The 14,155-nt window shown below is 59.8% G+C and carries 14 protein-coding genes; 8 read left to right on the forward strand and 6 right to left on the reverse strand.

The window, feature by feature from the left end; all coding sequences use genetic code 11:
- The first annotated feature begins 7 nt into the window (after window positions 1-7).
- From WMP97_RS06225 to WMP97_RS06235, 3 genes are read left to right on the forward strand one after another with little or no spacing between them, the layout of a single operon-like run.
- Window positions 8-490, forward strand: coding sequence for a hypothetical protein (locus tag WMP97_RS06225; RefSeq protein WP_340440054.1), 483 nt, complete (start codon window positions 8-10; stop codon window positions 488-490).
- A 19-nt stretch (window positions 491-509) separates the two neighbouring features.
- Window positions 510-2,369 carry a chorismate-binding protein gene (locus WMP97_RS06230; RefSeq protein ID WP_340440055.1) on the forward strand — a complete coding sequence of 620 codons (1,860 nt, stop codon included), beginning with the start codon at window positions 510-512 and terminating at the stop codon, window positions 2,367-2,369.
- On the forward strand, window positions 2,366-3,112 hold the full coding sequence (locus WMP97_RS06235) for an aminotransferase class IV (RefSeq protein ID WP_340440056.1): 747 nt from the start codon (window positions 2,366-2,368) through the stop codon (window positions 3,110-3,112). Before WMP97_RS06230 ends, WMP97_RS06235 begins: the two co-directional genes overlap by 4 nt.
- Before the next feature lie 212 nt (window positions 3,113-3,324).
- Here the strand turns inward: WMP97_RS06235 and WMP97_RS06240 are convergent, their stop codons facing one another.
- The 4 genes from WMP97_RS06240 to WMP97_RS06255 all read right to left on the reverse strand — a co-directional run bounded on the left by WMP97_RS06240 (window position 3,325) and on the right by WMP97_RS06255 (window position 7,153).
- Window positions 3,325-3,687 carry a hypothetical protein gene (locus tag WMP97_RS06240; RefSeq protein ID WP_340440057.1) on the reverse strand — a complete coding sequence of 121 codons (363 nt, stop codon included), beginning with the start codon at window positions 3,685-3,687 and terminating at the stop codon, window positions 3,325-3,327.
- A gap of 21 nt (window positions 3,688-3,708) precedes the next feature.
- Window positions 3,709-4,197: a hypothetical protein gene (locus WMP97_RS06245; protein WP_340440058.1), complete on the reverse strand. Its 489-nt coding sequence runs from the start codon at window positions 4,195-4,197 to the stop codon at window positions 3,709-3,711.
- A 405-nt stretch (window positions 4,198-4,602) separates the two neighbouring features.
- Window positions 4,603-5,544, reverse strand: coding sequence for an oxygen-dependent tRNA uridine(34) hydroxylase TrhO (gene trhO, locus WMP97_RS06250; RefSeq protein WP_340440059.1), 942 nt, complete (start codon window positions 5,542-5,544; stop codon window positions 4,603-4,605).
- Window positions 5,545-5,656: 112 nt separating this feature from the next.
- Entirely contained in the window at window positions 5,657-7,153 is a 1,497-nt protein-coding gene (locus WMP97_RS06255; protein WP_340440060.1) for a DUF1846 domain-containing protein, read from the reverse strand.
- Between the two features lie 127 nt (window positions 7,154-7,280).
- On the opposite strand from WMP97_RS06255, the gene WMP97_RS06260 reads away from it, so the two are divergent.
- The gene (locus tag WMP97_RS06260) at window positions 7,281-8,096 is read left to right on the forward strand and encodes an Fpg/Nei family DNA glycosylase (RefSeq protein WP_259825417.1); all 816 of its coding nucleotides are present in this window, start codon (window positions 7,281-7,283) and stop codon (window positions 8,094-8,096) included.
- Between the two features lie 18 nt (window positions 8,097-8,114).
- Window positions 8,115-9,692 carry a bifunctional ADP-dependent NAD(P)H-hydrate dehydratase/NAD(P)H-hydrate epimerase gene (locus WMP97_RS06265; protein WP_340440062.1) on the forward strand — a complete coding sequence of 526 codons (1,578 nt, stop codon included), beginning with the start codon at window positions 8,115-8,117 and terminating at the stop codon, window positions 9,690-9,692.
- On the opposite strand, the gene WMP97_RS06270 is transcribed toward WMP97_RS06265, so the two are convergent.
- A complete protein-coding gene (locus tag WMP97_RS06270; RefSeq protein ID WP_301716716.1) occupies window positions 9,689-10,330 on the reverse strand; it encodes an ABC transporter ATP-binding protein in 642 nt (213 codons plus the stop codon). The two genes, WMP97_RS06265 and WMP97_RS06270, sit on opposite strands and share 4 nt — an antisense overlap.
- Window position 10,331: 1 nt before the next feature.
- Window positions 10,332-11,315: an ABC transporter permease gene (locus WMP97_RS06275; protein ID WP_340440063.1), complete on the reverse strand. Its 984-nt coding sequence runs from the start codon at window positions 11,313-11,315 to the stop codon at window positions 10,332-10,334.
- Between the two features lie 105 nt (window positions 11,316-11,420).
- Between WMP97_RS06275 and WMP97_RS06280 the strand changes: the two genes are divergently transcribed.
- Genes WMP97_RS06280 through WMP97_RS06290 form a run of 3 tightly spaced genes read left to right on the forward strand, consistent with a single transcriptional unit; the run spans window position 11,421 to window position 14,153 of the window.
- Entirely contained in the window at window positions 11,421-12,569 is a 1,149-nt protein-coding gene (locus tag WMP97_RS06280) for a sensor histidine kinase (protein ID WP_316330832.1), read from the forward strand.
- Window positions 12,562-13,179 (forward strand): response regulator transcription factor, encoded by a 618-nt coding sequence (locus WMP97_RS06285; protein ID WP_340440064.1) that lies wholly within the window; start codon window positions 12,562-12,564, stop codon window positions 13,177-13,179. The genes WMP97_RS06280 and WMP97_RS06285 overlap by 8 nt, the downstream gene beginning before the upstream one ends.
- Window positions 13,179-14,153: an NAD(P)-binding domain-containing protein gene (locus tag WMP97_RS06290; RefSeq protein ID WP_301716712.1), complete on the forward strand. Its 975-nt coding sequence runs from the start codon at window positions 13,179-13,181 to the stop codon at window positions 14,151-14,153. Before WMP97_RS06285 ends, WMP97_RS06290 begins: the two co-directional genes overlap by 1 nt.
- Window positions 14,154-14,155: the final 2 nt, after the last annotated feature.

Genomic DNA, 14,155 nt, shown 5'->3' on the forward strand with positions numbered 1-14,155 from the left:
TTGGGGTATGAGCCAGCGACCAAAGCATCCCGAAAACGATCTGACATCCGATGCTGACTATGCCAATCTGCGCCGCCCTGAACCGCAGAGTTTCGATGAGCTGGCCGATGAGCCGGATCCTTTAGAGATTGCCGCTGCTAACCGCCGCTCTACCCGGCAAGCCGTCTGGTACATGCTCGCAGTCCTTGTCATCTCCGCGCTCTATGGCTTCGCGGTCGCGCTCGCCGCTAGGCTTATGGGCGGTCCTTTATGCGAAGATGGCACCGCTACGTGGCTCTGCACCGATGGGCAGCGCACCTTCTTTAGCCTGACCACCCCGATCATTCCCTTCTTCGGCATGATTGGCTGCGCCATCATCATGGTGCGCAAGCTGCACCGCTATTTGCGCTGGCGCAGTTGGATGGCCATTTTCTGGGTGATGGCCTGCAATTTCATGCTCTGGACCATTACCGATATCCAGCTATTTCTCATGGACTCGGCTGCCGCATAGAAAACTTCCCCCCCTCCCGATGATCCTCCTGCTTGATAATTACGATTCTTATACCTTCAACCTGGCTCACCTCATTGCAGAGGTAGACGGGCGTCACCCACTCGTTATTGCTGCCGGCGAGGCGGAAGGGCTGGCCGAGCGCGTCCGTGCCGGCGAATTTTCTCATGTGGTGATTTCTCCCGGTCCGGGCACGCCTGAGCGGGAGGAGGACTTCGGTGCTGCCCGAGCCATCATCACCGCTGCAGCGGCGGCCGAGATTCCGGTGCTGGGCGTATGCCTTGGCCACCAAGGGCTGGGCCTCTTGGCCGGCGCTCAGGTTTCTCGTGCACCACAACCGCGCCACGGTTTTGTCTCCACTATTAGCCACTCGGGCGAGGGTATTTTTGCCGGAATCCCGCAAAATTTCGAGGTAGTGCGCTACCACTCCCTGCAGATTGACGAGGTCCCCGGTATCACCGTTCATGCCCGCAGCGAGGATGGCGTCATTCAAGCGCTCAAGGTCGATGGTTTGCCGCACTGGGGCGTGCAATTCCACCCGGAGTCGGTGCTTACCCAGCACGGCCGGGATATTATGCGCAACTTCCTGGGTGGGTTCCGCCTGCTCCACCGCGAGGTTCCCGGCGCGGTGGACTGCCCGCAGGTCTTTGCTACCCTGCGCGCCGAAGGAAAAGATGCCTTCTTCCTCGACTCCGCGGATCCGCGCGGGCGCTACTCCATCCTCGGAGATACCGCTGGCGCATTGAGTCGTTCTTTCCGCTATAGGCTTGGTGACGCCCCCGATATCCTTACCCTCTTGGACCGCGAGCTCGCTACCCGCATCGCCAACGCTCCAGAACTTCCTTTCACCGGCGGGGTTATCGGCTACCTAGGCTATGAGTGCGCCCAGCTCACCCTGCCCATTGAGCTAAGCCACCGCTCCCCTTACCCGGATGCTTATTTTGTGCGGCCGCAGTCTTTTATGGTCTATGACCACCAGGAAGAAACAGCGCATCTGTGCTGCCTGGCTGGCGACGGCGCCGAGCAACTGCTGGACCGATTAGAAGCCGCCTTGAGTACGGATGAACCACAGGAGACTGGGGAGGGCCGCAGGGCGTCGCTAAGCGCAGGCGCCTGGCGCAGCCCCGACTACCTGGAGCGGATTAAGCGCGCTCAGGAGTTCCTGCACGCCGGGGAGAGCTACGAAGTCTGCCTAACCGATACCTACTCGGCCGGGGCCGAGGGGGAGCTTTATTCCCAACTGCGCTCACACAATCCCGCTCCCTATGCCGCGCACCTCGTCTTCGATGGCGTGGAAGTCTGCAGCGCCTCGCCTGAGCGCTTCCTCACCGTGCGCGGCCGTGAGGTGGAGGCCAAGCCGATTAAGGGCACTATCTCCGCCGACCAGGATCCGGCGTTGCTGACCACGGACCCGAAGACGCGCGCCGAAAACCTCATGATCGTCGACCTGCTGCGCAATGACCTTTCCCGGGTATGCGAGCCCGGCAGCGTGCGCGTACCGAAGTTGATGCAGGTAGAAAGCTATGCCACGGTCCATCAATTGGTGTCCACCATTACCGGAGCGCTGCGCGCCAATGCCACTGCGATCGATACCCTCCGCGCCACCTTTCCTCCCGGCTCGATGACGGGCGCGCCAAAGCTGCGCACCTGCGAAATCATCGATCAGCTCGAAACCGGCCCGCGCGGGGTCTACTCCGGCGTGGTGGGCTACTTGGGCTTCGATGGGCAAGCCGATCTCAGCGTGGTCATCCGCACGGCCCTACGCGCGGGCGCTGCGGTCACTATCGGGGCCGGCGGGGCCATCGTTTTGGATTCGGATCCGGCCGCCGAGCTGGAGGAGCGCAACCTCAAGGCCCAATCCGTGTTGGGAGCGTGGCAATGAGCACCTACCTCTGGCACGAAAGCAGCTTCATTCCAAGCCAGGCCCACACCGGCCCCTTTGACGTGGCGGATTCTTGGCGGATGCTTGCCGACGCCCACTCAAACGCCCTTCGCCTTCACCTCCGGCGCTTCGAGTCGGTGGCGGGGCCGCTTCCCGCCGGGTTCGTGCCCGCGATGCTGCAGCGCTTCGCCCCCGGCGATCTTTTTCCCCGCATCTCGCTAGCCGGCGGACACCTGCGCCTCGATATTCGACCCGCACCCCCTGCGCGCAGAACCACCCGGCTGACCTATGTGCAAGCCCCGGACCCGCGCACGCAGCCTTTGGTCAAGGGCCCCGACTTCCCAGCGCTGGCAGGCTTCCGCGCCGAATACCAAGCAGACGGTACCGATGACACCGCCATCGTGGATTCCTCCGGCGCCATGGTGGAGACCACCACCGGCGCGCTCGTCGCTTGGGATGGGGAAACGCTCATCCTCCCCACCGGGCTGGCGCTGCCTAGCATCACGCTGCGCCAAGTTGCCCGGCGCGCCTCAGACCTTGGAATTCACACCGAAACGCGCCCCATCACCCCCGAGCTCGCCGCCGAGTGCCCCCTGTGGTTCCTCAACTCGCTCCACGGCATCAGCCCGGTGACCGAACTGCACACACCCAGTGGCGTTATCTATCCGCCCAGCAACCCCCACGCCACCGCATGGCAGCAATGGTGGTGGGACTCCTTCCACAAGGAAGCGGCGCGCGACTAGCTCTCCTGCTTGGCTACCTGGGCTGCCAAATGCGTTTACACTACTTGCTGATCGTAACCAGTCATAGGTACTGACTTTCCAAGACCGGCCTTAACTCTCTGAATCCACTGTCCCCTACAAACACCTAACCAGCCAGTCCAGCAAGCATGAGTACGGCCCCGCCTACTATGTTCGATAGGTAGACGAGGCCGCCGGAGAAAAGACTCAAAATCCTAAGCTGTTTGCTTTGAATTAACTTTCAAATTTCGAGCTATCAAGGTGCAAAGGGTCGACATCACTAGTCCCGCACCAAACACCCAAACAAGGGCCGGCGAGAAGATCGCAGTTTCCCCATCGCCCTTTGAACCGATTAACAGGCCGACTGCAATCGCAATGATGCCGATAATCATTCCTATAAACTGGACCTTCGCGGACTGTTTCGAGAGAATTAACGTGGTAATTGCGGAAACCACAGACAGAAAAATGACCACAGTGCCGATCCAACCGATTCTGACTGGGGCCATAAGAACGAGAGCCACCCCTAAGACAGCCGCCACCAATTCAGGCCAAACCGGACGGAGTTTTCCACTTGCCATAGTTACTCTCCTTTGCTTCTTTTATCCCGAAATCGTAGGGTTCCACTGGCTAGGATGAGCTGCAGTCACGGCAGCAAAATAGGTTCCTGCAGTCGCAAGACAGCCTCCCCTACGCGGATCTGCGGCATTTGGATAGACGCTCTTGCAAATATGAACCATGTCCTTATTTAGTTGAACATTGCAACCCACACGCTCACCGGGATCCTTATGGGCTCCATAGCACATGTCGTGCTTTGCACATGCACCAGAGAAATCAGCGTTGTCGCCGGGAGCGGGGAACTGATCCGGAGACTTCGTACAATAGTCATTCAGGCTTCCCTTTGAAGGGTCATACACATAACCCGGTGGGGGTTCAATCCCTGCGCGGTTGAACATTACAATGTGCTTATCAGCAAGGGCCTTTTGAGTCTCGGTAGAGATAGTTACAGGTTCCTCTTGAAATTCGGCATCGAGATCAAGATCCTGCGATGCTGCCCACTCATTCAAATTCTTCGCAATTTCAGGAGCCACTTCTTTTCCAGCAGCGTCACTAACCGCGCTGACCGCCTCATTAGTTTGTTCAGCCGCAACGGCGGACGGAACCGCGACAGAAATCGTACCTAGGGCAACGAGTGCAGCTGCGGCAACGCGCCCCCCTTCATCTTAAAACTGAGCATAAAATTAAACTCCTCAAGTCGAATGTGAAAGCCTTCGGCCCGCCTGCCACCGATACGTGCGATCCTGCAACGCAGCGGTCAAAGCCGGAACCTATAAAAATCAACATACTTGAAAGTAATTTGCAGCAAGTAAAATGGCGGTAAAACTCTATTAACTTTTTAGTTAACGCTCAGCCCACCCTGCGCCGAAGCAAAGCATCTGCCGAGCGTTGCCTCTCCCGATCTCACGCCTGTTTCGACAGCACTTGGCAGTTTCTAATCAAGACCTCGAATCTTGGTCGACGAATTTTGCTGCCACCTCGGCGCAATCTGGCCGGCCGCAATGCTGCGTTTCTACGTGCTGGATGCAGTCATCACAGATGAGTACCTGCTGGCGGCAGGTATCTTCATTGATGCAATTGTGGAAGGTATTCGTGCCCTTACCGCAGTGCACGCAGTGGCCCAGCTGGATAAAGCCGGGGTCTTGGAGTCCTTGGCCAAACTCGTGGTGCATGCGCTTGTCAAAGACATACATGGAGCCTTCCCACAGGCCATCATTGCCGTACTTTTCGCCATAGCGCACGATGCCGCCATCGATCTGGTAGACCTCTTTGAAGCCGCGGTTCTTCATCAACGAGGATAAGATTTCGCAGCGAATGCCACCGGTGCAGTAGGACACCACCGGCTTATCCTTCATCCAGTCATACTTGCCGGACTCGATTTCCTCGATGAAATCATGCGTGGTTTTCACATCGGGCACGACGGCATTTTTAAACTTGCCAATCTCCGCTTCCATGGCGTTGCGGCCGTCAAAGAAGACGACCTCCTCGCCACGTTCTTCTACCAGCTTATTGACTTCTTCTGGTTTGAGGTGCACGCCGCCGCCAACGACGCCGTTTTCATCCACCTTCAACTCGCCCGGCGCGCCAAAGGCCACGATTTCATCGCGCACCTTGACCGAAAGCCGCGGGAAGTCATCCGCGCCGCCTTCGGACCACTTGAACTGCATGCGCTTAAAGCCGGGGTATTCCTTGGTTTGGCGGACGTAGCGCTTACAGGCTTCCATATCGCCGCCAACGGTGCCGTTGATGCCGTGCTCGGAAATGAGGATGCGCCCCTTGAGCCCCAGGGACTCGCACAAGGTGCGCTGCCACAGCATGATTGCGGTGGGATCTTCGATGGGGGTAAAGCAGTAATATAGGAGAACTTTGCCAATAGTCACGCCCTAATCTTAGGCCCGCAGCTGCGCAGATCCCCAATCTTGTAGCTCTTCCTTATATGACTGCGGCCCCTCCAGCACAAGCTGAAAGGGCCGACTCTCTAATACGCAGAACCTAGCGCTTCTGGTACAGCGCCTTCTTGCGGGCAAAGACTGGGTCAGAGGTCACGAGCACGCCAAGGTTGCGGAAGATTCCCTCATCCACAGAACCCAGGATGGTGGTGGTGTGGACGTCGCAACCAGCAAGTTCCTTGATCTGCTCCAGCGCCTTGCGGGCATTGTCATCCTTCGCCGCAGACACGGACAAGGCGATCAGCACCTCGTCGGTATGCAGGCGTGGATTCTTGGAACCCAGGTGCTTGGTCTTAAGCGTTTGAATCGGCTCGATGGACTCGGGCGACAGCAGGTGGATATCGTCATCGATGCCCGCCAGGTGCTTCAGCGCGTTGAGCAGCATCGCCGCCGAGCAGCCCAGCAAGGGCGCGGTGCGGCCGGTGATTATGGTGCCGTCGTGCAGCTGCATAGCGGAGGCGGGTTCACCGGTTTCTTCCGCACGCTGGCGAGCAGGCGCCACCACAGGGCGATCTTCAACCTTGATGCCGGCCTTAGCCATGATGACCGCGGCTCGCTCGGACTGCTCGGTGCCCAAGCCCGCACGAGCTTCTTCCACCTGCGCCTTGAAGTAGCGGCGGATGATTTCTTGTTGGGCGGCGGCACGGCACACGGCATCATCAGTAATGCAGAATCCGGCCATGTTCACGCCCATGTCCGTCGGAGACTGGTATGGGGTGGTGCCGGTAAGCTTTTCCAAAAGCGTGCGCAGCAGCGGGAATGCTTCCACATCGCGGTTGTAATTCACGGTGGATTCGCCGTGGGCGGACAGGTGGAAGTGGTCAATAATGTTGGAATCGTTGAGGTCCACCGTGGCGGCCTCATAGGCCAAGTTCACGGGGTGTTCTAGGGGGAGATTCCAGATAGGGAAAGTTTCAAACTTAGCGTAGCCAGCATTATTGCCGCGCTGGTGCTCGTGGTAAACCTGCGAGAGCGCAGTGGCCAGCTTGCCGGAGCCAGGGCCCGGCGCGGTGACAACGACAAGATCGCGGGAGGTTTCCGCAAACTCATTGCGGCCAAAACCCTCTTCGGACACGATTAGGTCCGTATTGGTGGGGTACCCAGGGATAACGCGGTGTCGGGCCACCTTGAGGCCAAGGCGCTCTGCCTTTTCGATGAAGGCCTCGGCCTGGGAGTTTCCCTCCTCCAGCTGGGTCATGACGATGTTTTCCACCAAGAATCCGCGGCTGCGGAATACATCTACAAGGCGCAGCAGGTCATCTTCGTAGAGGATGCCTAGGTCGGCGCGCACCTTCTGGCGGGAGATGTCCTTGGCATTGATGCAAATGAGGATTTCTACGTCCTCTTTGATGCGCTCCAGCATCGCGATTTTATTGTCCGGGGTGAAACCCGGCAGCACGCGGGAGGCGTGCATATCGTCAAAAAGTTTGCCGCCCATCTCCAAATAGAGTTTGCCGCCGATTTCCTCGCGGCGGGCGTGAATGTGCTTTGACTGCAGCTCGATATATTTCTCGCGGTCAAAGCCGATTTTGTGCGTCATGATTTGAAAGCCTTCCCCTGAGTTAAATCATTCCGCATTTCGAGTTTACGCTATTATCACCTCCCAAATAAGTGGGCTGGTTAGCGGCAGGTTTGGCCGAAAATTCTTCCCGATTAGACTGGCTTCTATGCCTGAAGGTCACGTCATCCACCGCCTAGCCAATAAATTCAACGCGGATTATCGCGGTATGCCGCTGCGCGTGACCAGCCCGCAGGGGCGCTTCGCGGCGGAGGCGGAGATTCTCGATGGCGAGCGCATCGAGCTGGCCGAAACCTACGGTAAGCATCTTTTTGTACACTTCACCGCTCCGGATCCGCGCCATATCCTCTATATTCACTTAGGGCTCATCGGCAAGCTGCGCTTCGAGCCCCGCGAGGAGACCGGCGGACAGATTCGGGTGCGCATTGATAATGGCACCGAGGCCGCCAACCTGCGCGGACCACAGTTTTGCCGCTTGCTTACAGAAGAGGAGTACCGCGCACAACTGGCCAAGGTAGGCCAGGATCCGCTGCGCCCAGACGCCGATGTGGAGGCCTTATGGGCCAAGGTGCACAAATCGCGACGCAGCATTGGCTCGCTGATGATGGACCAGCACCTCTATGCCGGCGTGGGCAATATTTACCGCGCAGAAACCCTCTTTCGCCATGGCCTCTCCCCTTTCCTGCCTGGCCGCGACGTTTCCCGTGAAACCTTTGACGCCACGTGGGCCGACCTAGTGCAGCTAATGGAGTACGGGGTGGAGCACGGCCGCATCGATACGGTTCGGCCCGAGCATTCTCCCGAAGCCATGGGGCGCGAACCGCGTAAAGACGACCATGGCGGGGAGGTATATGTCTATCGCCGCGCCGGTTTGCCCTGCTATGTGTGCGGCACCCCAGTGGCGGAAAGAGTCATGGAGGGACGCAACCTATTCTGGTGTCCGACCTGCCAGCCGGCTCCTTAAAGGCCTATCCTGGCGGGCATGCGATATGCCTATAGCGTTGCTGCCGTCCGTGCGGCGGAGGATTCCCTTCTAGCCCAGCAAAACTTTGCCGATGAGCTCATGCGCTTGGCCGCGCGCGGCGTAGCAGCCACGTCCGCAGCTATGCTCGGCCCTGGGCGGCGAGTGAGTATCCTCGTCGGCCCAGGCGGCAATGGCGGCGATGGCCTCTACGCTGGCGCTTTCCTGGCGGAGGATGGTTATTCAGTCGAGGCCATCCTCGCGGCGAATAGCGCCCACGAACCCGCACTGCAGGCGTTTACCGCAGCCGGCGGGACCATTGTGCACAGTCTGGGGGATGCCGATCTGCTTATCGACGCCGTCGCCGGCCTCTCCTCCACCCGCGGCCTTTCCGGTGCCCCGCTCAGCGCCTATGCCGAAGCCAAAAAACGTGGAGTTCCAGTACTCGCGGTGGATATTCCCTCCGGGATTAACGCCGATACCGGTGTGGCTGCGACCGATGCGGTGGAAGCGGACGTGACCATCAGCTTTGGCTGGGCCCGCGCCGGACACGTCTGTGCCCCAGAATGCGGCGCGGTGGTGCTCTGCGATCTCCTCTTGCCAGGCGCGCCGCGCTCTTTTGCAGAAGAGCTGTCTGCCACCGCAGAACCGGTGGGCCATATCGCCAATGAACCCACCATCCCCTTGCCCTATCAGTGGCCAACCGAGCCGGTACTCACAGGTGACCAAGGCCTGGTTACCGCCCCAAAGCCGGTGGGCTGCACGGGGCCAATTCTGGATCCGACGCCGGGGGCAAAAAGCACCAAGTACACCGGTGGGGTTACCGCGGTATGCGCTGGCAGCACTACCTTTCCCGGCGCGGGCATACTCGCCGCCACGGGCGCGGTGCGGGCCACCCCCTCCATGGTCCGCGTCGTAGGAAATGACTCTGTGGTCGCAAGCCTGCCGGAGGTAGTGCCCCATGCAAGCGCTGAAGAAAAGGTCCATGCTCAAGCCTGGGTAGTAGGCCCAGGACGAGGCACCGGGCCGGAAGCGGCAGCGGAATTACGGGCTGTGCTGGCACGCAAGCTGCCTACAGTTATCGACGCGGACGCGCTCACGGTGCTGGCTAGCAATGAGGACCTGCGCAAACTTGTACACGATCATCCTTGCGCGGTTCTTACCCCGCATGCCGGGGAATTTGAGCGGCTCTATACGGCTACGCTTGGCCGCGCACTCGATCTTTCGGAGGGTTTAGGCGTACGCCTGCAGGAGCTTGCCTTAGCGCTCGACTGCTTTATCCTGCACAAAGGCCGGATCACCACGGTCACGGCCCCCGGGCAGGAAATTTATGGCATGAACGCGGGGCACTCCTATGCAGCTACCGCCGGATCCGGTGACGTGCTTTCTGGCATCCTCGGCGCCACGCTAGCCCAGCTGAATTTTGCTGAGGTAGATGCGAAGGGGATCATTGCGGAGATTTTGCACGCCGCAGCCATACACCAACACGCTGCCGCTATTGCCGCCCACACCCCAGACGGCTTTGGGATTTGCTCTGCCTCCCAGATTGCCGCGGCGGTGCCCCAAGCAATCGCAAGGTTGCTAGTGATGCGGCGCTAGCTGAGCACGGAAACCTTCTCCTGCTCGGAAACGTGACCGTCTTTGACCTCAACCACGCGGTCAGCGAAGGTCAGCAGGGAACGGTCATGGGTCACCAGCACGGTGGCGGTTTTCATCTCTTGGGTGACATCGCGCAAAAGGCGGATGATCTCCTGGGAAAGGTGAGAATCGAGCGCGGAGGTAGGCTCATCCGCCAGCAGCAGGTCTGGCTGCTCCATGAGCGCACGAGCGATATTGACGCGCTGGCGCTGGCCGCCAGACATCTGGCCCATGCGGCGGTTTCCCATACCTGCCAGGCCCACAAAGTCCAATAGCTCATCGGCGCGCTGTGGGCGCAGCTTGCGGCCAGCGATGTGATCCATAATCAATAGTTGGTCGCGCACATTGAGCGAGGACAGCAAGTTGGCCTGCTGAAAGATGATGGACCGGGTGCCATCTACCTGTACGGAACCAGAATCCGGGGTGATCAGCCCAGCGGCTACGGATAGTAGCGTGGATTTACCAGAACCGGACTCACCCACGATGGCGGTCAGGCTATTGGATTCGGCCTTGAGGGAGGCGTCGGCAAGCGCGGTAGTGGTTGTCTCGCCGTCCTGGTAGGTCACGGTGGCATTGCGAATATCAAGAATGGTGGACATGTTAAGCGTTTCCTCCAAGTACATCGAGTGGGTTGGCTTTAGCTACGCGGCGGGTAGCGACGAGGGCGCCGGCCATACCGAGGACCCAAATACCAACCGCAGGAACGGCAATGCTGCGCAAAGAGACATCGAAAGGAACGGTGCCGGAGGCGAGCGCGCCGAGCGCCCACCCAACGACAGCGCCCAGGATGGTGCCGGCAGCCAAGATGATGGCGGCTTGTGCCAGGGCATCGCGCAGCAGGTAGCGCACGGTGGCGCCCAGCGCGCGCAAAATAGACAGGTCGCGGGTGCGCTGAATGGTCCATACGGTCAAGAAAGCGACGGTGACTAGCGCGGAGATGCCGTACAAGAAGCCCTGCATGGTAAGCAGCGAGCCGCGTTCAGACTGATAGCCCGCTAGACCGGTGAAGGACTTGGAAACCTTGACGGAGCCGGGAACCTCATACTTATACAGTGCGGCGGTGCCCACCACGCCCTTCGGGGCGTGGCTAATCTGCTGCCAAGACTCGGTGGAAGCCCATACCACCGCAGAGTGGGAGTACATGGTCTCCGGGACGGTGCCCTCCACCGAGAAGTCGGCGCCGCCTAGGGGGACGGTTTCGGCCGCATCGATGGAATCTGGCAGGAGCACGCCCTGCTCTGGGATGGTCTTATCGGTGCCCGGAACCTGGGTGCCGGCTGGCAAGCTGAGGACGGCAACGCCGCCGTGACCCTCCAGCTTGGTCTGCGCCGCGCCGAGGGGAATACCGTCGCTGGCGATATCGCCGGCATGCATCGCGGACTCGCTGAAGGAGGGGTCCTCGGTAGAGAAGGAAATATACGGGTACTCCTTTTCCAGGGACTCCAAAGCGGAAGTATTTTGCTTGGAAAGGCCCTCCGTTAGGCCGGAGAGCATCACGAGCAAAAGGGTGATGAGCGCAACCGTGCCGCCAATGAGCGCGAAACGGCCGCGCGCTGTGGTGATTTCTCTGATTGCTAGAAACATACTTCTATATTCGCTTTATGCAGGTCAGAAGTAATCGGCCAGCTCGCTGAACCTCTAGTCAACCAAGTGGTTGATTCACTGTCCACCCTTGCGCGGATATCCTGGGTGGTTGTGTTTAAAGGACAGAAATTATGGGTCTATGGTTTGCACGCCATGTTCGCGTTTCTGCTGGTCTTCGGCGTAGCGCGTGCCTACGTGGACGGCCGGCTCGATGCCCGCGTTATTGGCTTAGCCATCGCACTCGCCGTGGTGTATGCCGCACAACGCTGGTTGCCCACGTGGCTGTGGCTGGGTGGACTTTGCCTCCTCTGGCTGGGCTTGATGGTCCATGCGCAGGATTTCATGTGGCTGGAGTTCCCACTTATTTTTGTCTTTCTGCGCGCCTTGCCCACCGTGCCTGGGCTGGTCTCCATCGCCATATTGTGGGCGGCTGCCGCTTTCATCCCCGCCTGGCTACATCCTGAGGGCTGGACCATCGCTGCTGCGGTAGGACCGCTTATCGGTACCGCCTTTGCGGCCACGGTCTTTTTCATCCAGCGGCGACTGCAGGCGGAGGCGGCGCACCATAGGGACATCGCCAAGCAGCTGCGCGAAACCCAGGCCGAGCTAGCCGCAAGCGAGCACCAAGCCGGCCGGCTGGAGGAGCGCGAGCGGCTCTCTCGCGAGATTCACGACACCGTCGCACAAGGTCTTAGTTCTATTCTGCTGCTCTCCCGTGCGGCCCGCGGCACCACTGATCCAGCAACCAAAGAGGAGCAGCTGGAAATTATCGAGGAAGTCGCCAGCGAGAATCTGGCCGAGGCCCGCCGCTTTGTCCGGGAGCTCGCCGGCCCCGATGAGCGGCTGGAAACCCAGCTCAATTCCCTGCTATCCCAAATGCGCAGCCGCGTGAAAGCCTTGGGCGAAGATACCACCTTTGAACTGGTGGTCTCCGGCAGCGGCAAGGTGCCTGCCCAGATCAAAAAGGTCATTGTGCGGGCCGCGCAGGAGGGTCTCAATAACGTCATCAAACACGCCCACGCCTCGCGTGCAGTGGTCACGCTCGGACTTTTCGAAGATGCTGTCACCCTGGACGTTGTTGATAATGGATGCGGCGTAACCGCCTCCCCTAGCAGGGATAATAAGGATCATGGCTTCGGGCTTACCGGCTTGCGCGACCGCGTGGAGAGCGTGGGCGGCACTATGAACCTAGAATCGGGCGAAGGCACCGCCCTGGCCGTCCGTATACCGCTGAAGGAGCGAAGCAATGGTTAATGTCATGCTTATTGATGATCACCCAGTGATCCGCGCCGGCCTGCGCGCCATTCTCAATACCTTCTCCGATGTCGAGGTAGTAATGGAGGGCTCCACCGGCGCGGATGTGGATAAGCTTTTTACTGCAGATGCCCCGCAGGTAGACGCTGTAGTCTGCGATATCCAGATGCCCGACGTGGATGGCATCGCAGCCACCAAGCGCGTAGTAGACGCCGGCGGCCCGCCCGTGCTCATCTTGACCACCTATGACACGCAGGCCGATATCCTCGCCGCCGTGGAAGCCGGCGCGATGGGCTACCTGCTCAAAGACTCCCCCGAGCAGGCGTTGCACGAAGCCGTCCTCAATACCGCCGCGCACCGCCGCACCCTAGCGCCGGAGGTTGTGGATCTCCTCGCCCAGCGTGTAGGCCGACCGCAAGAATCACTGTCCACCCGCGAGCTGGAAATCTTGCGGGCGTTATCTAGCGGTTCCTCTAATAAGGAGCTAGCCAAGCAGCTGTTCATTTCCGAGGCCACGGTCAAGACCCACCTCATCCATATTTTCCAAAAGTTGGGCGTGGAAACCCGCACCGCCGCGGTGACCGTGGCACGAGAGAGAAAGCTCATTTGATGCTGGACTGCATAGTCATTGGTGCCGGCCAGGCAGGCCTCGCGGTGGGTTATTACCTGCGCAAGAAGGGCCTAGATTTTGTCCTTCTGGATGCAGAATCCGGTCCTGGCGCAGCCTGGCGCCATACCTGGCCCTCCCTGACGCTTTTTAGCAATGCGGCCTCTTCCAACCTGCCGGGATGGCCCATGCCCCACTACGAGGGCTTTCCACCGGCCAGCCACGTTATTGATTATTTTGCACGCTATGAGCAGCGTTATGAACTGCCCATTCGTCGGCCAGTCACAGTGGATGAGGTGACCCATGACGGCGCGTACTTCCACGTTTATGCGGGGGAAGAGAAACTCACCTCGCGCACGGTCGTAGCGGCAACGGGCACGTGGTCCGCACCTTTTATCCCCTACTACCCCGGCAACTTTGGCGGAAGGCAATGGCATTCCGCCTTCTATCCGGGCCCCGCGGACTTTGCCGAATCTACCGTGGCGGTCGTGGGCGCGGCCAATTCCGGTGCCCAAATCGCGGCCGAGCTCCTACTCTCCGGCGTAGAGACAACCTGGTACACCCGCAGCTCCCCGCGGTGGATGCCCGATGATGTTGATGGTCGAGTCCTGTTTCAGCGCAATCGCGCCCGCCTCAACGCAATGCTGCGCGGCGAGCCAGACCCCGGCGCGGATTCCAACTTGGGCGATATTGTGATGGTTCCACCTGTCCTGCGGGCACGGGATTCTGGGCTTTTGCAGGCCACCCCCATGTTTTCTTCTCTTGCTGAAGTCAACGCGGACCATCTCATCTGGTGCACCGGTTTCCGGCCTGCTCTCCGGCCTATCCGCGGGCTCCTTGATGGTACCTCCCCCGCCGTCGACGGTCTCTTCCTCGTAGGCTACGGCACCTGGACCGGACCCGGCTCCGCCACCATTACTGGGGTAAGCCCCTTTGCTAAACAGACTGCGCAAGCCGTTGCGAATATATGTGACTAAAG

Origin of the sequence: Corynebacterium sp. KPL4072, assembly GCF_037908395.1 — a bacterium.
Taxonomy (GTDB): domain Bacteria; phylum Actinomycetota; class Actinomycetes; order Mycobacteriales; family Mycobacteriaceae; genus Corynebacterium; species Corynebacterium kefirresidentii.